Genomic DNA, 18,517 nt, shown 5'->3' with positions numbered 1-18,517 from the left:
CATTGACCAGCGCACTGTTCGATAACGTGGGCATGCGCGCCCTGGATGCCGCCGGTCTGGCCCTGCCTGGGATGGCGCCGGGCGAGCTGATGGAGCGTGCCGGGCAGGCCCTGCTGGCGGTGGTGCGCCGCGACTGGCCGCAGGCCCGTCGCATCGGGATCCTGTGCGGGCCCGGCAACAACGGCGGAGACGGCTACGTGCTCGCGCGGCGGGCCGCCGAGGCCGGGCTGGAGGTCCGGGTTCATGGCGGCCCTTCGCGGGCGCGCCCCGAGTCCGATGGTCGTCAGGCCCACCGGCGCTGGCAGGCGGGCGGCGGCGAGGTCCATGCCCTGGAAAGTTTCGACCCGGCGGCCGCGGCCCTGTGGGTGGATTGCCTGTTCGGGATCGGCCTGGAGCGGCCGCTGACCGATGCCTACGGCGCGGTGATCGAGTCGCTGAACGCGAGTGGGCGGCCGGTGCTGGCGGCCGATGTGCCCTCGGGCGTGGATATCGATCGCGGCCGGGTCCTGGGGGAGGCGGTCCGGGCCAATCACACCCTGACCATGATCGCCGACAAGCTGGGCCTGCATACCGGGGCCGCGGTCGACCGGGTCGGCCAGGTGGAGGTGGCCCCGCTCGATCTCCCTGCCTCGGTGGCCCATGGCATCGCGCCGGTTGCGCGTCGGGTCGGGCCAGAGGACTGGCGGCAGCGTCTGCCGGTACGGCGCCCGGGGGCGCACAAGGGCGACTGTGGGCATGTGCTGATCGTGGGCGGCGCGCCCGGCTACTCGGGGGCCGCGCGGCTGGCGGCGACGGCCGCCCTGCGCGCCGGGGCCGGCCGTGTGACCCTGGCCACGCACCCCGAGCATGCGGCCTGGGCGAACCTGGAGCGACCCGAGTTGATGGTGCGTGGCGTGGCGGACGCCAGCGAGTTGCAGGCCCTGATGCGTCGCGTCGATGTCGTCGCGGTGGGACCGGGATTGGGACAGGACGCCTGGGGTCGTGGCCTGTGGCTGGCGGTGGCGGATGCCGACCTGCCCCGGGTGGTGGATGCCGATGCCCTGAACCTGCTGGCCGAGGCCCCGCGCCGGGGCGAGGACTGGGTGCTGACCCCGCACCCAGGCGAGGCCGCCCGTCTGCAGGGGCAGGACGTGGCCACTATCGAGGCCGATCGCCCCGGGCAGGTGCGGGCGCTGGCCGCGCGCCTGGGTGGAGTGGTGTTGTTGAAGGGGGCGGGCACGCTGGTCGCCAGTTCGGGTGCGGAGCCGCTGGCCTGTGTCACCGGCGGCCACCCGGGTATGGCCACCGCCGGCAGCGGGGACGTGCTGACCGGCATCATCGCCGCGCTGCGCGGGCAGGGCGCGGATGCGCGCAGCGCCGCGGAGATCGGGGCCGCCTGGCACTGCGCCGCAGCCTGCATCGCGCGTGATCGCCTGGGCGGGGCGCGCGGGATGCTGGCCGGGGATCTGGCCGAAGCCCTGCCGGCCGCGGCCGGGGGTGGGGCATGACGGTAGCAGCGGCCCCTTTGATCCTCCCGCACCTGGAGGCGACCGAGGCGGCCGGGGCCGCGCTGGCGGCGCTCGACGCCCCGCATATCGTGTTCCTGGAGGGTGATTTGGGTGTCGGCAAGACCACCTGGGTTCGGGGTCTGCTGCGCCGGCTCGGGCATGAAGGCGCGGTCCGCAGTCCGACCTACACCCTGGTGGAGCCGTATGCGCTGGCGGGGCGCGAGGTCCTGCACTTCGACCTTTACCGCCTGGGTGATCCCGAAGAACTCGAGTACCTGGGGGTGCGCGAGGCCTTCGGGGGCGATGTCCTGTGGCTGGTGGAGTGGCCGGAGCGCGGTGCGGGCTGGCTGCCGGCGCCGGATCTGGTGGTGCGCCTGGCGCATCGCGAGGGCACAGCCGAAGGCCGGGAGCTGTGGCTGGAGGGGCCGCTGGCGGCGGCCTACCACCGGGTGCTTCGGGATCAGGAGATCGTGACAGGGTGACACGCCGGGGCTGCCCCGGAGTTGGCCCGCCACGCGCACAATGCGCGATATCTCGCTCATAAAGAAAGAAAATTGCTATTGCTTTTCCAGAAAAAGCGTCCACAATGTAGTCAGAACCCCTGATTACAAAGGGAAACGCCGTGGGCCAATCAACATCGCCGGATCTGCGCCGCCGCCAGCTGCTGCGCGCCATGACTGCCCTCGGGCTGGTCGGGATGCCTTTGCCGGCCCTGGCTCGCACGGATGTCCGGCGCGTGCGCATGTCCGTGGATGGCGGAACCACCCGTCTGGTCTTCGACATGGACGGCGAGGCGGAATACTCCATGTTTCACCTGCAGTCTCCCGACCGCCTGGTGGTGGATCTGGAGAACGCGCGTGCCGTGGAAGACCTGACCATCAGTGATAACCCGCGCTCGGCGATCAAGGCCGTGCGCCATGCCGCACGCAATGGCTCCGATCTGCGCGTGGTGTTCGACCTGCGCAAACCGGTGGAGCCGAGCAGTTTCGTGCTGATGCCGGCACAGGGTGCGCCGCACCGCCTGGTCCTGGATCTGACCAGCGGCGAGGCACCCGCCGCGCCGCGCTCGGCGGAGAACAACGGCTCCCGCCGTGGGCGCTCGCAGGAGGACCTGCGCGATGTCGTGGTCGCCATCGATGCCGGCCATGGTGGGCATGATCCGGGTGCCATCGGCCCCGCCGGCACCCGCGAGAAGGACGTGGTCCTGCAGATCTCGAAGCGTCTGGCCGAACGCGTGAACAGCGAGCACGGCATGAAGGCCGTGATGACCCGCAGTGGCGACTATTTCCTGCCCCTGCGCGAGCGCATCGAGCGGGCGCGCAAGGCGGACGCCGATATCTTCGTGTCCATCCACGCCGACGCGATCGCCAATCGCAGTGTCCAGGGTTCGTCGGTGTACATGCTGTCCGAGCGCGGGGCCTCCAGCGAGGCTGCGCGGTTCCTGGCCCAGCGCGAGAACCAGGCGGATCTGAGCCTGGGCGGGGTGCCGATCAACGGCAAGGACGATTCCCTGACCAACGTGCTGCTGGATCTGGCCCAGAGCGGGAGCCTGGAGGCCAGCAACACCCTGGCCGAGCGGATGATCGCGGAGCTCCACCGGGTGGGCAAGGTGCGCAAGCCGGAGGTGGAGCGCGCGAACTTTGCGGTCCTGCGCTCGCCGGACGTGCCGTCGGTCCTGGTCGAGGCGGCCTTCATCTCCAATCCCTCTGAGGAGCGCAAGCTGCGCAGCACGACCTTCCAGAACTCGCTGGCGGACGCCCTGCTGACCGGGCTGCGGTCGTACTTCTCCACCCATGCCCGTCCGGGCACGCTGATCGCCGACGGCCAGCCGGACCAGCACATTATCCGCCCGGGCGAGACCCTCTCCGGGATTGCCGATCGCTATCGCCTGTCGCTGGCGGACCTGCGTTCGGCCAACGATGTCCGCGATGACCGCATTTACGCCGGCCAGGTCCTGCGTATCCCCCGCGACTCCTGAGCCCGGGACCTCCGGGCAGCCCGTCACGTCTTGCAGGCGTTGTTCGGCCGCCGGCTAGGCACTCCGGCGCTGCCCCGGTTAGGCTAGGCACCCGGTTCTCGTCTCTCCCAGGTGTCGCGCGTGGCGATCGCAAAGCTCTCCGAACAACTGATCAACCAGATCGCCGCCGGCGAGGTGATCGAGCGTCCGGCCTCGGTGGTCAAGGAGCTGCTGGAGAACGCCCTGGATGCCGGGGCGACGCGGGTGGATGTGCGCCTGGAGCAGGGCGGCGTCCGCCTGATCCAGATCAGCGACAACGGCAGCGGCATCTATCGCGACGAGATGCCGCTGGCCCTTTCGCGCCATGCCACCAGCAAGATTGCCTGCATGGATGACCTCGAGGCGCTGCATACCCTGGGCTTTCGCGGCGAGGCCCTGCCCTCGATCGCCTCCGTCTCGCGGCTGTCGCTGACCTCCATGGTGGCGGACGAGCGCAACGGCTGGCGCCTGACCGGGGACGGCTCCGATATCTTCCGCGAGGCCGCCCCGGCGTCGCATCCGGTGGGCACGACCGTCGAGGTCCGCGACCTGTTCTTCAACGTCCCGGCGCGGCGCAAGTTCGTGCGTACCGAACGCACCGAATACAACCACTGCGAGAACGTGATCCGCACTCAGGCGGCCGCCTGTCCCGAGGTCGCCTTCAGCCTGCGCCACAATGACCGCGTCACCCTGGACCTGCCGGCGGCCGACGACCCCGGCGAGCGGGTGAGGGCGCTGCTGGGCGATGCCTTCCTGGAGCATGCGACCCCGGTGGACGAACAGCGCGCCGGGCTGGCGCTGTCCGGCTGGCTGGGCTCGCCGACCCAGTCGCGGGCGCAGCCCGATCAGCAGTTCTTCTTCGTCAACGGCCGTGCGATCCGCGACCGCGTGCTGGCCGCGGCCGTGCGCAAGGCCTATCAGGACGTGCTCTACCACGGGCGGCATCCGATGTTCGTGCTGGACCTGGAACTGGATCCGACCCAGGTGGATGTGAACGCGCATCCGACCAAGCAGGAGGTGCGCTTTCGCGAGTCGCGCATGGTTCACGACTTCATCTTCCACAGCCTGCACAAGGCGCTTGCCGCGTTGCGTCCGGGGGATTCCGGGCATGCCGCGGCGGTACCCGACATGGGTGCGCCGGCCCCCGCCGGTCGCCCCATGCCCATGCCGGCGCAGGCGGATCGCCCGCTGTCCGGGCTGGGTGTGCCGGGTGCGGGCGGTGGGTACGCGCCCCCTCGCGAACCGCGACTTGAGCCGGTCGGGCGCGATCCAGGCTTTGGTGCGGCCTGGGCCGAGTTCCGCGGGACATCTGCGGTGGCCGAGGCGCGGCCCGCCGCTTATGACACCCCGATGCCATCCGCCACGTCCGGTGCGCCCGCAGCGGACCCGGACGGCATGCCGCCCCTGGGGTTTGCCCTGGGGCAGGTAGCCGAGACCTTCATCCTGGCCGAGAGCCCCCGCGGCCTGATCGTGGTGGACATGCACGCGGCCCACGAGCGCATCACCTATGAACGTCTCAAGCGCGAATGGGAGGGGGCACGGGTGACCTCGCAGCCGCTGCTGGTGCCGGAGACCCTGGACGTCACCCCGGCCGAGGCCGAACTGGCCGAGGAACGCGCGGACCTGCTTGGGGAACTCGGCTTCGAGCTCGACCGCGCCGGCCCCGAGACGCTGACTCTGCGCGCGGCGCCCGCGCTGCTGCGCGGCCAGGACACCGCGCAGATCGTGCGCGATGTCCTGGCGGACCTCGCGGCCGACGGCTACAGCCATCGGGCCGAGGGGGCGATGAACGCGGTACTGGGAACGATCGCCTGCCACGGTTCCGTGCGTTCGGGGCGGCGCCTGACCCTGCCCGAGATGAACCAGTTACTGCGCGACATGGAGGCCACCGAGCGCTCCGGCCAGTGCAACCACGGGCGCCCGACCTGGGTGGAGCTGGACCACTCGGCGCTGGACCGGCTGTTCCTGCGAGGACGCTGATGGCCGGACTGGATGGGGGCCGGCCGCCGGTCATCCTGCTGGCCGGTCCCACCGCGAGCGGCAAGACCGCGCTGTCGCTGGCGCTGGCCGAGGCCCTGGACGCGGAGATCGTCAGCGTGGATTCCGCGCTGGTCTATCGCGGCATGGATATCGGCACCGCCAAGCCGGACGCCGCCGAGCGTGCCCGCGCCCCGCATCACCTGCTGGATATCCGCGACCCGGAGGACACCTACAACGCCTCCGACTTTGCCCGCGATGCCCGCGCCGCGATCGATGCCATTCATGCCCGCGGCCGGGTCGCCCTGCTGGCGGGCGGCACGCTGCTCTACCTGCGCGCCCTGCTGGACGGCTTCGATCCGATCCCGCCGGTCCCGGATGCGGTCCGCGAGTCCGTGCGTGCCCGTCTGGAACACGAGGGTGCCGTGGCCCTCCATGCCGAGCTGGCCACCGTGGACCCCGAGGCCGCCGCGCGCATCCACCCGAACGACCCGCAACGCATCCTGCGCGCCCTGGAGGTGTACGCGGCCAGTGGCCAGCCATTGTCGGGCTTCCAGAGTGGCGCGGCCGCGACGGTCCCGGCGGGCTGGGTGTCGCTGGCCCTGTGGCCGGCGGATCGCGAGCGCCTGCGCATCCGCATCGCCGACCGCTTCGATGCGATGTTGGAGGCCGGCTTCGTCGACGAACTGATGACCCTGACCCGTCGCCCCGGCCTGACCGCGGAGCACCCGTCGCAGCGGGCGGTGGGGTATCGCCAGGGCTGGCAGTGGCTGGCCGGCGAATGCGACTTTGCGACCTTTCGCGAGCGGGCCATCGCCGCGACCCGCCAGCTCGCAAAACGCCAGCTCACCGGGCTGCGGCGCTTCCCCCTGCATGCCCGGTTGAACGCCGAGGACGCGGATTTGTCGCAGGCTTTGCGGGCCATCCAGGCTGCACGGATAGCGGCCCCCGCAGCGGCGACGTCCGAATAACGCCCGGTGTACGCCTGGAGCGGCGCCGCGAAGCCGGTATGCTACGCTTCAACCTGACCGTGCGGCGGGCCGACCTCGAGCCGCCGGCGCGGGTCGCGAACCAATAATAACGATCAAGGAACGCACCGATGGCCAAAGGGCAAATGTTGCAGGAACCCTTCCTGAATGCGCTGCGTCGGGACCGGATCCCGGTCTCCATCTACCTGGTGAACGGGATCAAGCTGCAGGGGCAGATCGAATCCTTCGACCAGTTCGTGGTGCTGCTGCGCAGTACGGTCTCGCAGATGGTGTACAAGCACGCCATCTCCACGATCGTGCCGGCCCGTCAGGTGAACATGAATCTCGAGGGCGAGGCAGCGGCCCCCGCCTCCGCCGAGGCCGAGTCCTGAACATGAGTGGAGGTCTCCCCGAGGGAGCCGCTGATTATTGGGCACGTTCGCGCTCGAGTCGCTTTTGTGTGCGAACAAGGCGCGGCGACTGCCGTGCAGTCACTCTGCACAAGGGAGCCGCAACGCTGTGCGTGCCCAAAAGCGGCCGAGCCCCTTCGGGGTTGGTGTCCCCTGTTCCCCGATCCTGCGTTGCGGCCCTTGCCGGTAGAACCACTACCGGCTGCGCACCGCGCCTTGTTTCGGAAAACAGGGGACACCAACGCGAACGTGTCCAACAATCAGCGGCTCCCTGGCTTGTTTGAGCGTCCGGAGAGTGCCGGCGACGAGCGCGTCGGCAATGGTGCGGTCCTGGTCGCGCTGAATGTCGGGGACAACCCCGATATCGAGGCCCAGGTCCAGGAATTCGACGAGCTCGTGCGCTCCGCCGGGGCCGAGATCATGGCGGTGGTGCGCGGCTCGCGCGACCGGCCGCACCCCAAGCTGTTCGTCGGTGCCGGCAAGGCCGACGAGATCCGCGATGCGGTGGAGGCGTCGGGTGCCGACGTGGTGATCTTCAATCACGCCCTGTCGCCCAGCCAGGAACGCAACCTCGAGGCCCACCTGAAGGCCCGGGTGCTGGATCGCTCCGGCTTGATCCTCGATATCTTCGCCCAGCGCGCCCGCTCCCACGAGGGCAAGCTGCAGGTGGAGCTGGCCCAGTTGCGCCATATGTCCACGCGCCTGGTGCGTGGCTGGACCCACCTCGAGCGGCAAAAGGGCGGGATCGGCCTGCGCGGTCCGGGGGAAACCCAGCTGGAGACCGACCGCCGCCTGCTGGCCGGGCGCATCAAGCACATCGAGCGGCGTCTGGAGAAGGTCGAACGCACCCGCGAACAGGGCCGTCAGGCGCGCCTGCGCAACGAGATCCCCACGGTCTCGCTGGTGGGCTACACCAACGCCGGCAAGTCGACCCTGTTCAATCGCCTCACGCATTCCGACGTCTACCAGGCGGATCAGCTGTTCGCGACTCTGGACCCGACCCTGCGCCGTCTGGACCTGGCCCCGCACCAGTCGCTGATCCTGGCCGACACCGTCGGCTTCGTGCGCGACCTGCCGCACGAGCTGGTCGCCGCGTTCAAGGCGACCCTGACCGAGACCCGCGAGGCGGCGCTACTGCTGCACGTGATCGACGCCGCCGACCCGGAGCGCGAGGCGCGCATCCGGCAGGTCGAGGAGGTGCTCGAGGAGATCGGTGCCGAGGACGTCCCCTGCTGGCGGGTGTACAACAAGATCGACCAGCTGGAGAACCCGGCCGAGGACCCGGACGACCGTTTCGGCATGGCGGACGATGCCTTCTGGCTGTCGGCGCATACCGGCGAGGGTGTGGAGCGCCTGGAGCAGCGCCTGGCCGAGACCTTCACCGAGTCCATGACCCAGGGCTGGGTCGAGCTCCCGGCCTCGGCCGGGCGCCTGCGCGCCCAGCTCTACGAGGAGAAGGCCGTGGAGGCCGAGCAGACCACGCCGGACGGGTCGATCCAGTTGCGCCTGCATGTGCCGAAACGGCGTTTCGAGCAGCTCTTCCGCGCGGCCGGGCTGGACCCCGAAACCGTCCGCCTGCAATCGGAAGCACCGGGGGCGGCGGCCGCCGACCACTGAAGCCGGCCGCGGCTCGCTTGCGCACGAAAAAGGCCCCGGGTTCAACCGGGGCCTTTTTCGTGGTGTCGATGTCGTCGCGGTTCAGGCGTCGCTCTGGGCGATCGCCTCTCCGTCGGCGCTGGCCAGGTACAGGGTCAGGGTCTCTCCGGCTCGGATGCCGTCGCCGTTCAGCCCGTTCCAGCGTCGCAGGTCGCCGATGCTGACCTGGTGGCGGCGCGCGATGGTCGACAGCGAGTCGCCGGGGCGAACCTCGTACTCGACGCGCTGGCCGTCGGGCCCACGGTCGGGATCGGCGCGCACCACCTTCAGGGTGTCGCCCGGGCGGAGGATCGCGTCCGGGTCCAGGTCGTTGGCGGCGCGCAGGGCGCCGATGGACATGCCGGTGCGCTGGCTGATGTGCCACAGGCTGTCGCCAGCCTGCACCTGATAGTCCTCCGCTAACTGGCCGTTGTCGCCGGCCACCTGCAGCGGAGCCTCTTCGCTCGGGGCGGAGGCCGGCAGGCGCAGGGTCTGACCGGCGCGGATCATGTCGTCGTCGAGGTTGTTCATGTCGCGCAGCACGGCGACGCGGGTGCCGGCGCGCTGGGCAATCTGGCCGAGGTTGTCGCCCGAGCGCACGGTGTATTCGCGGAACCGGAGCAGCGGTTCATCGTTGCGGGTCTCCAGTGCCGCCTCGAGGGTGGGCAGCGCCTCGCGCGGGACGAACAGGTGCTGGGCGCCGCCGGGGTGGGTGGCATGGCGGTGGTAGCCGGGGTTGAGCTGTTTGAGGGTCTCGGTATCCAGGTCGGCGAGCTCCGCGATTAGCGAGAAATCCGCCTGCTGGCCGGGTTCGATCATCTCCAGCGCGGGTTCGTTGGCGATGGGCGCGATGGCGATGTTGTGGGCATCGGGGTCCAGGAACAGGTGGCGCAGGGCCAGCAGTCGCGGGATGTACGCGGTCGGCTCGGACGGCAGGTCCAGGCTCCAGTAGTCAGTGGGCTCGCCGCGGGCGGCATTGCGGTCGATCGCGCGCTGGATGTTGCCCTGGCCGTAGTTGTAAGCGGCCAGGGCCAGGTACCAGTCGTCGAAGCGTCGATGCAGCGCCTGGAGGTAGTCCAGCGCGGCGAGGGTGGATTTGTAGACGTCGCGGCGGCCGTCGTACCAGTGATCGCGCGACAGATCGAAATAGTCGCCGGTGGCCGGCATGAACTGCCAGATCCCCGCCGCGCGGCTGCGCGAGGTCGCCTGGGCGACGAAGCCGCTCTCCACGATCGGCAGCAGCAGGAGCTCGGCGGGCATGTCGCGCGCCTCGATCTCGGACAGGATGAAGTAGGCGAACGGCTCCGCGCGCCGGGTGCTGTACTCGATGATCCGTGGATGGTCACGGTAGTGCCTGATATAGCGATCCACGCGCTCGTGGTCCAGCGCGTCGTTGAAGCCGAAGCCCAGGCGCGCGCGCTCCCACAGGTCGTCGGTCTCGGCGGCACGTTGCGCGGCGTCGCGCTGCTGGCGTTCCATCGCGGCCTGCACGTCCTCGGTCGTGCGCGGTTCCACGATCGGCCGATCCGCCGCCGAGGTGTCCAGCGTGCGCTCGGAGTCGTGTAGGCTACAGGCAGAGGCGAAGATCGCCGTCAGGCCGAGAATCAGGGCGGTGGTCAGTCGTGTGCGGAGGCGTGGTGTCATGGCGCTGGAGGATAAACCAGAGATGGGGGATCACCAAGACCCATTCCTGACTTGGTTGGCGCACTGGTATGCCCAGCCGCAGGGGCGGAGGGTCCGCGAGCGCTTTCTGGAACGCATTCGGCGCTATGGCGATCCGGGCCCCGGGGGGCTGGCGGTGGAGCTGGCGCCGGTGCCGATCCTGGAGGACAGCGATGCCCTGCAGGCCCCGCTGATCCGGATCGCCTCGGCGCGCCCGGCGCTGCGCATGGACCCCGAGGCCTGGCCGCTGGAGTCCGGCTGTGCCGGGCGCATCGTGCTCGCCCATCCCTGCGCCCAGAGCGAGCAACCGGCGGCGGTGGTGGCCGAGGCGGCCCGGGTGCTGGAGCCCGAGGGACGGGTGTTTCTGCTGGAAGGCAACCGCCTGCAACGCGGTGGGCGCAACGGGGTGCGCGCCTCGCCTCTGCCCGAAGGCCTGCGGCGGCGCCAATATCGCGAGTTGCTGGAGGCGGCGGATCTCGAGGTGCTGGATCAGTGGAGCCTGAGCCTGCTCCCACCGGGGCTGCCCGCCGCCTGGCAGAAACGCCTGGCCACCATGGATGCCTGGACCCTGCGCGGTCTGCCGCCGCTGGCCAGCATGATTCTGACCGTGGCCCACAAGCGGGTGAACATGCCCCTGCGTCCGGAGCCGCGTTTCCGCTTCGCTATGCCCAACCCCGCGATGCGTCCGGGGCTGGTATCCTCGCGCTCCTCTCATTCTGGAGCCCGCCGAACGCATGGCTGACGAACGCGTGTACATCTATACCGACGGGGCCTGCCGTGGAAACCCCGGGCCGGGCGGTTGGGGCGCGATCCTGCGCTTCGACGGGCGCGAGCGCGAGCTCTACGGGGCCGAGGCCGAGACCACCAATAACCGCATGGAGATGACCGCGGCCATCCGCGCGCTGGAGACCCTGAAGCGCCCCTGCAAGGTGGAGCTGGTCACGGATTCCAAATACGTGAAGCAGGGCGTGACCGAGTGGATGCCCGGCTGGAAGCGGCGCAACTGGAAGTCCGCCAGTGGCTCGCCGGTGAAAAACCGTGATCTCTGGGAGGAGCTGGATGCACAGGCCCAACGCCACGACATCGAGTGGTACTGGGTAAGGGGCCACAGCGGTCACCCGGAGAACGAGCGCGCCGACGAACTGGCCAATGCGGGCATTGATGCCCTGCTGGCCGGCGAACCGATCGAGAATTGAAGGAAACCACGATGCGTCAGATCGTGCTGGATACCGAGACCACGGGCCTGGACCCCTCCGACGGCCACCGCATTATCGAGATCGGCTGCCTGGAGCTGGACAACCGCCGCCCCACCGGGCGCAAGCTGCACGAGTTTCTGCAACCGGATCGCGAGATCGACGCCGGCGCGATCGCGGTGCACGGGATCACCAACGAGTTTCTGGCCGACAAGCCTCGATTTGCCGATGTCGTCGATGACTTTGTCGACTTCATTCGTGGGGCCGAACTGATCATTCACAACGCGCCCTTCGATGTCGGCTTCATCAACAACGAGCTGCGCCTGTTGGGCGATGTGGCGCCGGCGTCCGAGGTGGCCGAGGTCAGCACCGTGCTGGATTCGCTGGTGATGGCGCGGCGTATGCACCCGGGGGCGCGCAATTCCCTGGATGCCCTGTGCAAGCGCTACGAGGTGGACGGCTCCGGGCGCACCCTGCACGGGGCGCTGCTCGATGCCGAGCTGCTCGCGGATGTCTATCTGGCGATGACCGGCGGGCAGGTGGCGCTCACCCTGGATTCCGGAGGCGACGGCGATGCCGCGGCCGGCCCGGTCAAGGCGCGGCGCTCGGGCAAGCCGCTGCCGGTGATCGAGCCGACGCCCGAGGAGCAGGCGGCGCACGAGGCGCTGCTGCAGACGCTGGACGAGGCGGCCGGCGGCACCTGCCGCTGGCGCGCCAACGCCTGATCCTGGCGCCCGACGCGGGCTCTGCTTCTGCGTTTCGGTGCCTTCGGCCCGTCACCCTGCCTTGTTGTGGCTGGCCATAGTTCGTCCTTCGGTGTTTACGGTGGCTTTGCTCCGCTTACTGCCATGCGCTGACTCGCCAGCGCGCCGCGAGGTACTTTCTTGCTTGCCCAAGAAAGTACCCAAAGAAGGGCACCCGGATTCCGCCCGGGGACCTTGCTCCAGGGCCCTCGGGCCGGCGGCGCTGAACTCGCTTCGCCTGCGGCTCCGCTCAGACATCCAGCGCCTTCTTCCGGCCCATCACGCCCTCCGCGAGGGGCTCCATACGGGAGGAGAAGGTCAAAACAGACCGTATCCCGTAGGGTGCGGTTGAGCGCAGCGAAACGCACCATCTCCCACGCCGCGCGAAACCCGGATGCGATTCGCTGCGCTCATCACATCCTACGCCCCCCGGCGCCCGCTTCGCGGGTGCGGCACGCAACGGCCAAAGGCCGAGCGTGCCGAAGATGTCCGAAAGCCTAGCCATCATCCATTAGCCATAGCGCCGGGATAGCCGTTGTTTGGACCTACCTCCCCGTTGTCGTCGCGCCGAGTGGAGAGGCTTTTTCGCGGGACGATTCTAAATAGACACGGGGCGCTGGATGTCTGAGCGACGGGCGGCGTAGCGAGTTCAGCGCCGCCCGCGAAAAGCCTCGGAGCGAGGGAAACCCCGGCCCGCGCAGCGGGCCGGGGTCGCGGCAGTCGGGCGTGTTTCTTGGGTACTTCTTTGCACGAGCAAAGAAGTACCTCGCGGTGCGCTGGCGAGTCAGCGCTCGGCAGGCGGCCGGACGAAGCCCCCGTAAACACCAGAGGACGAACCCGGGCCAGCCAAGTTGGCAGGCGGCCCGACGAAGGCATGTAAACACTGGATGCTGAACCAGGCCCAGCCCCCCTGGCAGATGGCAGGAAGAGGGCACCGTACACATCCCGGGATGAGGAGGCGCGGCCGGCGCGAGCCGGAATGGGGATGGTGGGCGGGGCGTGGCGGCGTTAGCCGTGCTTCAGGATCCGTGCCCGCTCGCGTTCCCAGTCCTTGTCCTTCTTGTCGGCGCGCTTGTCGTATTCCTTCTTGCCCTTGGCGAGGCCGATCTCGAGCTTGGCTCGCCCGCGCTTCCAGTACAGAGCCATGGGCACCAGGGTGTAGCCCTTGCGCTCCACCGCGCCGACCAGGCGGTTGATCTCCGCGCGATGCAGCAGCAGCTTGCGCGTGCGGCTGGGATCCGGATTGATATGGGTGGAGGCGGTCGGCAACGGGGTGATGTGGGCCCCGAACAGGAAGGCCTCGCCGTTGCGCAGCAGCACGTAGGCCTCGCTCAGCTGCGCGCGGCCCGCGCGCATTGATTTGACCTCCCAGCCCTCGAGCTCCATCCCCGCCTCCAGGCGGTCCTCGATGAAGAATTCGTGGCGCGCCTTGCGGTTGAGGGCGATGGTGCTGGACGGTTCCTTGGCTTGTTTCTTGTTCTTTCCCATAACCCGGGCAGTGTACTGCAGGCGGGCGGCCGAAGCAGTCGGAATGTCCGGGCGCGCGGGGTGAAAGTTGAGCCGGGCGACCCGCTGCCCCACAATTCCGGCGGACCCGGCGATGCGCTTGCGCGACCGGCCCTGGCCGCTGCCGGGGGCGGCGGCCCGCGGGAGCGCCCCCCGTCTCCGTTCAACAAGGAGCCACCGATGCCAGCCACGACCTCGATCCACGGGCAATGGACGACCCGTCTGGCCTTTATTCTCGCGGCCACGGGTTCGGCCGTTGGCCTGGGCAATATCTGGCGTTTCCCCTATATCGCCGGTGAGAACGGGGGTGGCGCCTTTGTACTGGTTTATCTCGGCTGCATCCTGTTGATCGGCCTGCCGGTGATGATGGCGGAGATCCTGCTGGGCCGGCGCGGGCGGCAGAGCCCGATCAATACCATGTCGGCCCTGGCGCGCGAGGAGGGCCTGACGCGCGCGTGGGGCATGATCGGCTGGATCGGGGTGCTGGCCGGTTTCCTGATCCTGTCGTTCTACAGCGTGGTCGCGGGCTGGTCGCTGTCGTATGTCTTCAAATCGGGGACCGGCGGCTTTCTCGGGCTGGATGCAGATGGCTCGGAGTCGATGTTCGGCAACATGCTGGCGGACCCGGAGGCCCTGCTGGCCTGGCACACCATCTTCATGGTGATGACGGCGATGGTGGTCGCGCGCGGGGTGCAGTCCGGCCTGGAGAAGGCGGTGACCATTCTGATGCCGCTGCTGTTCGTGATGCTGGTGGTGATGGTCGGCTATGCGATGGTCGAGGGGCAGTTCCTCGCCGGACTGGAGTTCCTGCTGTATCCGGACTTCTCCGCGCTGTCCGCCAACGCGGTTCTGCTGGCGATGGGCCAGGCCTTCTTTACGCTCAGCCTGGGCATGGGCGCGATCATGATCTACGGCAGCTATCTGCAGAGCGATGCGTCCATCGCGCGCACCTCCGCGGCGGTGGTCGGGGCGGACACCCTGGTCGCGATCATGGCCGGGCTGGCGATCTTCCCCATCGTGCTCGGGGCCGGGCTGTCGGCCGAGCAGGGGCCGGGGCTGATCTTTGTGACCCTGCCGCTGGCCTTTGCCGACATGCCGGGCGGGCTGTATTTCGGCACCATGTTCTTCGTGTTGCTGGTGTTTGCGGCCTGGACCTCGGCGATCTCCATCATCGAGCCGGCGGTCGCCTTCCTGGTCGAGAACATGGGGCTGACCCGGGTGATGGCGACCGCGATGATCGCCATCGGGGCCTGGTTCCTGGGCATCGGCGCATTGCTGTCGCTGAACGTCTGGTCCGACTACACCCTGTTCGACATGGGCATCCTGGACCTGCTGGATTACGTGACGGCCAACATCCTGCTGCCGCTGGGTGGGTTCCTGATCGCGATCTTCGTGGGCTGGCGCATGACCGAGCGCTCGGTGCAGTCCGAGCTGCGCCTCAAGCACCCGGTCCTGTACCAGGTCTGGTACTTTCTGGTGCGTTTCGTCGCGCCGGTCGCGATCCTGTTTGTGTTCCTGCGCGCCGTGGAGTTGATCTGATGGCCTCGAAGATTCGCCGCTACGCGGACGTGCCCTACAGCCGTGAACAGATGTTCAATCTGGTGAATGACGTAGACGCCTATCCGCAGTTCCTGCCCGGCTGCCGCAGTGCCTCCGCGCGCCCGCGTGGCGAGCACGAGGTGGAGGGCACGATCGAGCTGGCCAAGGGGGCGCTGCACAAGTCGTTCACCACCCGGAACACGCTCAAGCGCCCGGAAAGCATCGACATGCGCCTGGTCTCCGGGCCGTTCCGACGCCTGCACGGGACCTGGAGCTTTACCGAGGTCGAGGGCGGCAAGACCCGCATCGCCCTGGAGCTGGAGTTCGAGTTTGCCAACCGGCTCATGGCCTTTGCGATTGGCCCGGTGTTCACTCAGATTGCCAATTCGCTGGTGGATGCCTTTGTCCAGCGCGCGCGCGAGGTCCACGGTGACGGATAGCCACGTGGCACCGGCCGCAGAGGGCGGCATGATCCGGGTGGAGATTGCCTACGCGCGGCCCGACCGGCAGGTGATCCTGCCGCTGGTGGTGCCCGAGGGCACGACGGTCGATACCGCGCTGCGCCAGTCGGAGATTGAACTGCAGTTTCCCGAGATCGATCTGGACAACGCCAAGGTCGGGATCTTCGGCAAGATCACCCGTAGGGACACCGTGCTGCGCCCACGCGACCGCATCGAGGTTTATCGCCCGCTGATCGCGGATCCGAAGGAGGTGCGGCGCCAGCGTGCCGACAAGGGGCGCAAGAAAAAGCCGGGCAAGGGTGACGCCGGCGCCGCCGACGACAAGCCGAAGGAGGCGCCGGCCGACAACGCGAAGGAGTAGCAGGGGCTTGCGGCGGCGAAATATGCCGCCGCGCGCGGGTGTCAGTCGTTGTCTCTGTCGACCGGATGCTCGTCCAGCGCCACCGGCTGCGGGATGTCGGCATCCACATGGCTGACTACGCCGTTGTCGAAATGCACGGTCACTCGCTGGCGTTCGGTGGAGCCGAAGCCTGGACGGCGATAGTAGACGTAGTCCCAGCGGTCATCGGCCCGGAAGGCGGGCTCCAGCTGGGGCGACCCCATCAGGAAGCGGACCTGCTGCGGGGTCATGCCGGGCTGGATCTGGGCCACCTGTACGGGGTCGATCACATTGCCCTGCTGGACATCCAGACGGAACTGGTTGAGGCCACCGCAGGCGCTCAGCAGGCTTGCGGCCACGGCGATAGAAATGAGAATCTTGATCATCTGAGCGGGCGGTCCTCGGCGTCTGGTGGGCCGTGAACGCGCATGGTACACCAAAGCGTCCCGCCTCTCTCAAGCGGACGGGACCGGGAAAACGGGCAATGGAAACGAGTAATCTCAAGAAGGCCGGGCTCAAGGTCACGCTGCCGCGGATGAAGATCCTCGAGATCCTCGAGAACTCGGAAACCCGTCACCTGACGGCCGAGGCGATCTATCGCGAGCTGCTCGATTCCGGCGAGGAAATCGGTCTGGCCACGGTGTATCGCGTGCTGACGCAGTTCGAGGCGGCCGGGCTGGTTTGCCGCCTGCACCTGGAGGGCAACCAGGCGGTGTTCGAGCTGGAGCGGGGCGGGCACCATGACCATATCGTCTGCAACCAGTGCGGGCGGGTGGAGGAGTTCTTCGACGAGACCATCGAGCGGCGTCAGCGCGAGGTGGCGCAGCACCACGGCTTTGCCATCAAGGACCACGCGCTGGTCCTGTACGGCGACTGCACCGACAGCGCTTGCCCCCACCGCCCCGCCTGACCACGCGCTTCCCGTAGCCGCTGTCCCAGTCGCGCCCATGCGTCACACACGGCGTGTGATGCCTGCCCGCTTGCGGGCTATTGTTCGCCCAGGAGTGGCTGGTCCCGGTTCGGCGATCGGTGTTTACGGGGGCTTCGTCCGGCCGCCTGCCATGCGCTGACTCGCCAGCGCGCCGCGAGGTACTTTCTTGCTTGCCCAAGAAAGTACCCAAAGAAGGGCACCCGGATTTCGCCCGGGAACCTCGCTCCGGACGCGCTGGGCCGGCGGCGCTGAACTCGCTGCGCCTGCGGCTTCGCTCAGACATCCAGCGCCTTCTTCCGGCCCATCACGCCCTCCGCGAGGGGCTCCATACGGGAGGTGAAAGTCAAAACCGACCGTATCCCCACGCTTCCGCCTAACCATAGGCATCGCCACCCGAAAGCCCCCGGCACCCGCTCCGCGGGTGCGGCACGCAACGGCCAAAGGCCGAGCGTGCCGAAGATGTCCGAAAGCCTAGCCATCATCCACTGGCAGTAACGTTGGGATAGCCGTTGTTTGGACCTGCCTCCCCGTTGTCGTCGCGCCGAGTGGAGAGGCTTTTCGCGGGATTCAAGGCGCTGGATGTCTGAGCGGAGCGCAGCGTAGCGAGTTCAGCGCCGCCCGCGAAAAGCCTCGGAGCGAGGGAAACCCCGGCCCGCGCAGCGGGCCGGGGTCGCGGCAGTCGGGCGTGTTTCTTGGGTACTTCTTTGCACGAGCAAAGAAGTACCTCGCGGTGCGCTGGCGAGTCAGCGCCTGGCAGGCGGCCGGACGAAGGCACGTAAACACCAGAGGACAAACCATGGCCAGCCACAACCAGGCAGGCGGCGGACCGAAGCCAGCGAAAACACCAGATGTCGAACCATGACCAGACTCAACCCGGCGGTTGATGGGCCGAGTCCGACCACTGGGGTAGGCGGTCGGGTGAAGCCTTGGTCAGGCGGGCGCGTCGAGCTGCGCCGCGAAATGCGCCGGCGCAAAGCCGTCCTGCTGGCGCAGGTAGTCGGCCAGTTGTGCCGCAAAGTCGGTCGGGACCGAGTCCCGCACGGCCGGTATCTCGCGCAGCTGGTCCCAGCGGGCCGCAAGGCGCGGAAAGGCCTCGGTCTCCCAGGGGCTGTCCGGATCCTCCAGCAGCGCATAGCGCATCAGGATCGGGGCCAGGGTGGCATCAATCAGCGAGAAGCCGGGCGCGGCCAGGCGGTCGTCTTGCGTCATCTGCTGTTCCAGGCGCTCCAGCCCGCGTGCGGCGGTGTGGCGCGCCAGCTCGAAGGCATCCTCGGTGGTCGCGGTCATCCAGTGGTACTGGGCAAAGGTCTGTTCCGAGAGGTACTCGATCCAGGCCCGGGTCCGCGCCTGTTCCAGCGGGTCGGTCGGCATCAGCGCGGGCGGGGTAATGGCATCGATATATTCGTTGATCACGGCCGACTCGAACAGCACCGTATCGTGGTCGACGATCAACAGCGGAACCTTGCCCAGGGGCGAGCGTTCGCGGAACCAGTCCGGCGGGTTGGCCAGATCGATCAGGCTCAGCTCGAACGGCGCCTCCTTGTATTTCAGTGTGATCACGCTACGCTGAACGAACGGACAGATGGCGAAACTGATCAGGTGCAGATGCGGCAGATTCATGGTGGTCTTC

Annotated in this window: 20 protein-coding genes; 14 read left to right on the top strand and 6 right to left on the bottom strand. The window is 68.5% G+C overall.

Annotated features, from left to right (window positions below; translation table 11 throughout):
* Positions 1 to 2 precede the first annotated feature (2 nt).
* From G335_RS0102440 to hflX, 7 genes are all read left to right on the top strand, one after another.
* Complete coding sequence (locus tag G335_RS0102440) at positions 3 to 1,487, top strand: bifunctional ADP-dependent NAD(P)H-hydrate dehydratase/NAD(P)H-hydrate epimerase (RefSeq protein ID WP_018175828.1); 1,485 nt, start codon at positions 3 to 5, stop codon at positions 1,485 to 1,487.
* The gene (gene tsaE / locus G335_RS0102435; RefSeq protein ID WP_026304751.1) at positions 1,484 to 1,969 is read left to right on the top strand and encodes a tRNA (adenosine(37)-N6)-threonylcarbamoyltransferase complex ATPase subunit type 1 TsaE; all 486 of its coding nucleotides are present in this window, start codon (positions 1,484 to 1,486) and stop codon (positions 1,967 to 1,969) included. Before G335_RS0102440 ends, tsaE begins: the two co-directional genes overlap by 4 nt.
* Before the next feature lie 191 nt (positions 1,970 to 2,160).
* Positions 2,161 to 3,465: an N-acetylmuramoyl-L-alanine amidase gene (locus G335_RS0102430; protein ID WP_051069926.1), complete on the top strand. Its 1,305-nt coding sequence runs from the start codon at positions 2,161 to 2,163 to the stop codon at positions 3,463 to 3,465.
* A 120-nt stretch (positions 3,466 to 3,585) separates the two neighbouring features.
* Positions 3,586 to 5,463: a DNA mismatch repair endonuclease MutL gene (mutL, locus tag G335_RS0102425; protein ID WP_026304750.1), complete on the top strand. Its 1,878-nt coding sequence runs from the start codon at positions 3,586 to 3,588 to the stop codon at positions 5,461 to 5,463.
* Positions 5,463 to 6,431 carry a tRNA (adenosine(37)-N6)-dimethylallyltransferase MiaA gene (gene miaA, locus G335_RS0102420; protein WP_018175825.1) on the top strand — a complete coding sequence of 323 codons (969 nt, stop codon included), beginning with the start codon at positions 5,463 to 5,465 and terminating at the stop codon, positions 6,429 to 6,431. Before mutL ends, miaA begins: the two co-directional genes overlap by 1 nt.
* Before the next feature lie 128 nt (positions 6,432 to 6,559).
* Entirely contained in the window at positions 6,560 to 6,820 is a 261-nt protein-coding gene (gene hfq, locus G335_RS0102415; protein WP_018175824.1) for an RNA chaperone Hfq, read from the top strand.
* Between the two features lie 294 nt (positions 6,821 to 7,114).
* Complete coding sequence (hflX, locus tag G335_RS0102410; protein WP_018175823.1) at positions 7,115 to 8,455, top strand: ribosome rescue GTPase HflX; 1,341 nt, start codon at positions 7,115 to 7,117, stop codon at positions 8,453 to 8,455.
* A gap of 81 nt (positions 8,456 to 8,536) precedes the next feature.
* On the opposite strand, the gene G335_RS0102405 is transcribed toward hflX, so the two are convergent.
* Positions 8,537 to 10,117, bottom strand: a complete 1,581-nt coding sequence (locus G335_RS0102405; RefSeq protein WP_018175822.1) for a LysM peptidoglycan-binding domain-containing protein — start codon at positions 10,115 to 10,117, stop codon at positions 8,537 to 8,539.
* On the opposite strand from G335_RS0102405, the gene G335_RS0102400 reads away from it, so the two are divergent.
* The 3 genes from G335_RS0102400 to dnaQ are packed head-to-tail and all read left to right on the top strand — an operon-like array spanning position 10,116 to position 12,053.
* Positions 10,116 to 10,877: a hypothetical protein gene (locus G335_RS0102400; protein WP_018168067.1), complete on the top strand. Its 762-nt coding sequence runs from the start codon at positions 10,116 to 10,118 to the stop codon at positions 10,875 to 10,877. The two genes, G335_RS0102405 and G335_RS0102400, sit on opposite strands and share 2 nt — an antisense overlap.
* Positions 10,870 to 11,331, top strand: coding sequence for a ribonuclease HI (gene rnhA / locus G335_RS0102395; RefSeq protein WP_018145389.1), 462 nt, complete (start codon positions 10,870 to 10,872; stop codon positions 11,329 to 11,331). Before G335_RS0102400 ends, rnhA begins: the two co-directional genes overlap by 8 nt.
* An 11-nt stretch (positions 11,332 to 11,342) precedes the next feature.
* A complete protein-coding gene (dnaQ, locus tag G335_RS0102390) occupies positions 11,343 to 12,053 on the top strand; it encodes a DNA polymerase III subunit epsilon (RefSeq protein ID WP_018168068.1) in 711 nt (236 codons plus the stop codon).
* A 268-nt stretch (positions 12,054 to 12,321) separates the two neighbouring features.
* On the opposite strand, the gene G335_RS14305 is transcribed toward dnaQ, so the two are convergent.
* Positions 12,322 to 12,579, bottom strand: a complete 258-nt coding sequence (locus G335_RS14305) for a hypothetical protein (RefSeq protein WP_081621399.1) — start codon at positions 12,577 to 12,579, stop codon at positions 12,322 to 12,324.
* 500 nt (positions 12,580 to 13,079) lie between these two features.
* Positions 13,080 to 13,559 carry an SsrA-binding protein SmpB gene (smpB, locus tag G335_RS0102385; RefSeq protein ID WP_018168069.1) on the bottom strand — a complete coding sequence of 160 codons (480 nt, stop codon included), beginning with the start codon at positions 13,557 to 13,559 and terminating at the stop codon, positions 13,080 to 13,082.
* Between the two features lie 198 nt (positions 13,560 to 13,757).
* Between smpB and G335_RS0102380 the strand changes: the two genes are divergently transcribed.
* The 3 genes from G335_RS0102380 to G335_RS0102370 are packed head-to-tail and all read left to right on the top strand — an operon-like array spanning position 13,758 to position 15,938.
* A complete protein-coding gene (locus tag G335_RS0102380) occupies positions 13,758 to 15,116 on the top strand; it encodes a sodium-dependent transporter (protein WP_018168070.1) in 1,359 nt (452 codons plus the stop codon).
* Positions 15,116 to 15,556, top strand: coding sequence for a type II toxin-antitoxin system RatA family toxin (locus G335_RS0102375; protein WP_018145393.1), 441 nt, complete (start codon positions 15,116 to 15,118; stop codon positions 15,554 to 15,556). Before G335_RS0102380 ends, G335_RS0102375 begins: the two co-directional genes overlap by 1 nt.
* Positions 15,557 to 15,584: 28 nt before the next feature.
* Positions 15,585 to 15,938 carry an RnfH family protein gene (locus G335_RS0102370; protein WP_018145394.1) on the top strand — a complete coding sequence of 118 codons (354 nt, stop codon included), beginning with the start codon at positions 15,585 to 15,587 and terminating at the stop codon, positions 15,936 to 15,938.
* Positions 15,939 to 15,979: 41 nt separating this feature from the next.
* Here G335_RS0102370 and G335_RS0102365 read toward each other — a convergent pair whose 3' ends face one another.
* Complete coding sequence (locus G335_RS0102365; protein ID WP_018145395.1) at positions 15,980 to 16,342, bottom strand: outer membrane protein assembly factor BamE; 363 nt, start codon at positions 16,340 to 16,342, stop codon at positions 15,980 to 15,982.
* Positions 16,343 to 16,440: 98 nt separating this feature from the next.
* Here G335_RS0102365 and fur point away from each other — a divergent pair, with 98 nt between their 5' ends.
* Entirely contained in the window at positions 16,441 to 16,866 is a 426-nt protein-coding gene (gene fur / locus G335_RS0102360; protein ID WP_018145396.1) for a ferric iron uptake transcriptional regulator, read from the top strand.
* 296 nt (positions 16,867 to 17,162) lie between these two features.
* Here fur and G335_RS14300 read toward each other — a convergent pair whose 3' ends face one another.
* Positions 17,163 to 17,369, bottom strand: a complete 207-nt coding sequence (locus tag G335_RS14300; protein WP_018175820.1) for a hypothetical protein — start codon at positions 17,367 to 17,369, stop codon at positions 17,163 to 17,165.
* A gap of 448 nt (positions 17,370 to 17,817) precedes the next feature.
* Entirely contained in the window at positions 17,818 to 18,507 is a 690-nt protein-coding gene (locus tag G335_RS0102350; protein WP_018168072.1) for a glutathione S-transferase family protein, read from the bottom strand.
* Between the last annotated feature and the right edge of the window lie 10 nt (positions 18,508 to 18,517).

Origin of the sequence: Thioalkalivibrio sp. AKL8, from assembly GCF_000380525.1 — a bacterium.
In the GTDB taxonomy this organism is placed as follows: domain Bacteria; phylum Pseudomonadota; class Gammaproteobacteria; order Ectothiorhodospirales; family Ectothiorhodospiraceae; genus Thioalkalivibrio; species Thioalkalivibrio versutus.
This window is presented reverse-complemented; position numbering and strand designations above follow the sequence as displayed.

What these genes read in the sequence shown, in the direction of transcription:
- hfq (WP_018175824.1), top strand. Translation starts at nt 6,560, where the DNA reads ATGGCCAAAGGGCAAATGTTGCAGGAACCCTTCCTGAATGCGCTGCGT.
- G335_RS0102370 (WP_018145394.1), top strand. Translation starts at nt 15,585, where the DNA reads ATGATCCGGGTGGAGATTGCCTACGCGCGGCCCGACCGGCAGGTGATC.
- rnhA (WP_018145389.1), top strand. Translation starts at nt 10,870, where the DNA reads ATGGCTGACGAACGCGTGTACATCTATACCGACGGGGCCTGCCGTGGA.
- G335_RS0102365 (WP_018145395.1), bottom strand. Translation starts at nt 16,342, where the DNA reads ATGATCAAGATTCTCATTTCTATCGCCGTGGCCGCAAGCCTGCTGAGC.
- G335_RS0102430 (WP_051069926.1), top strand. Translation starts at nt 2,161, where the DNA reads ATGACTGCCCTCGGGCTGGTCGGGATGCCTTTGCCGGCCCTGGCTCGC.
- G335_RS0102375 (WP_018145393.1), top strand. Translation starts at nt 15,116, where the DNA reads ATGGCCTCGAAGATTCGCCGCTACGCGGACGTGCCCTACAGCCGTGAA.
- G335_RS0102350 (WP_018168072.1), bottom strand. Translation starts at nt 18,507, where the DNA reads ATGAATCTGCCGCATCTGCACCTGATCAGTTTCGCCATCTGTCCGTTC.
- tsaE (WP_026304751.1), top strand. Translation starts at nt 1,484, where the DNA reads ATGACGGTAGCAGCGGCCCCTTTGATCCTCCCGCACCTGGAGGCGACC.
- miaA (WP_018175825.1), top strand. Translation starts at nt 5,463, where the DNA reads ATGGCCGGACTGGATGGGGGCCGGCCGCCGGTCATCCTGCTGGCCGGT.
- G335_RS14300 (WP_018175820.1), bottom strand. Translation starts at nt 17,369, where the DNA reads ATGATGGCTAGGCTTTCGGACATCTTCGGCACGCTCGGCCTTTGGCCG.
- G335_RS0102380 (WP_018168070.1), top strand. Translation starts at nt 13,758, where the DNA reads ATGCCAGCCACGACCTCGATCCACGGGCAATGGACGACCCGTCTGGCC.
- dnaQ (WP_018168068.1), top strand. Translation starts at nt 11,343, where the DNA reads ATGCGTCAGATCGTGCTGGATACCGAGACCACGGGCCTGGACCCCTCC.
- fur (WP_018145396.1), top strand. Translation starts at nt 16,441, where the DNA reads ATGGAAACGAGTAATCTCAAGAAGGCCGGGCTCAAGGTCACGCTGCCG.
- G335_RS0102400 (WP_018168067.1), top strand. Translation starts at nt 10,116, where the DNA reads ATGGCGCTGGAGGATAAACCAGAGATGGGGGATCACCAAGACCCATTC.
- G335_RS0102405 (WP_018175822.1), bottom strand. Translation starts at nt 10,117, where the DNA reads ATGACACCACGCCTCCGCACACGACTGACCACCGCCCTGATTCTCGGC.
- G335_RS14305 (WP_081621399.1), bottom strand. Translation starts at nt 12,579, where the DNA reads ATGATGGCTAGGCTTTCGGACATCTTCGGCACGCTCGGCCTTTGGCCG.
- smpB (WP_018168069.1), bottom strand. Translation starts at nt 13,559, where the DNA reads ATGGGAAAGAACAAGAAACAAGCCAAGGAACCGTCCAGCACCATCGCC.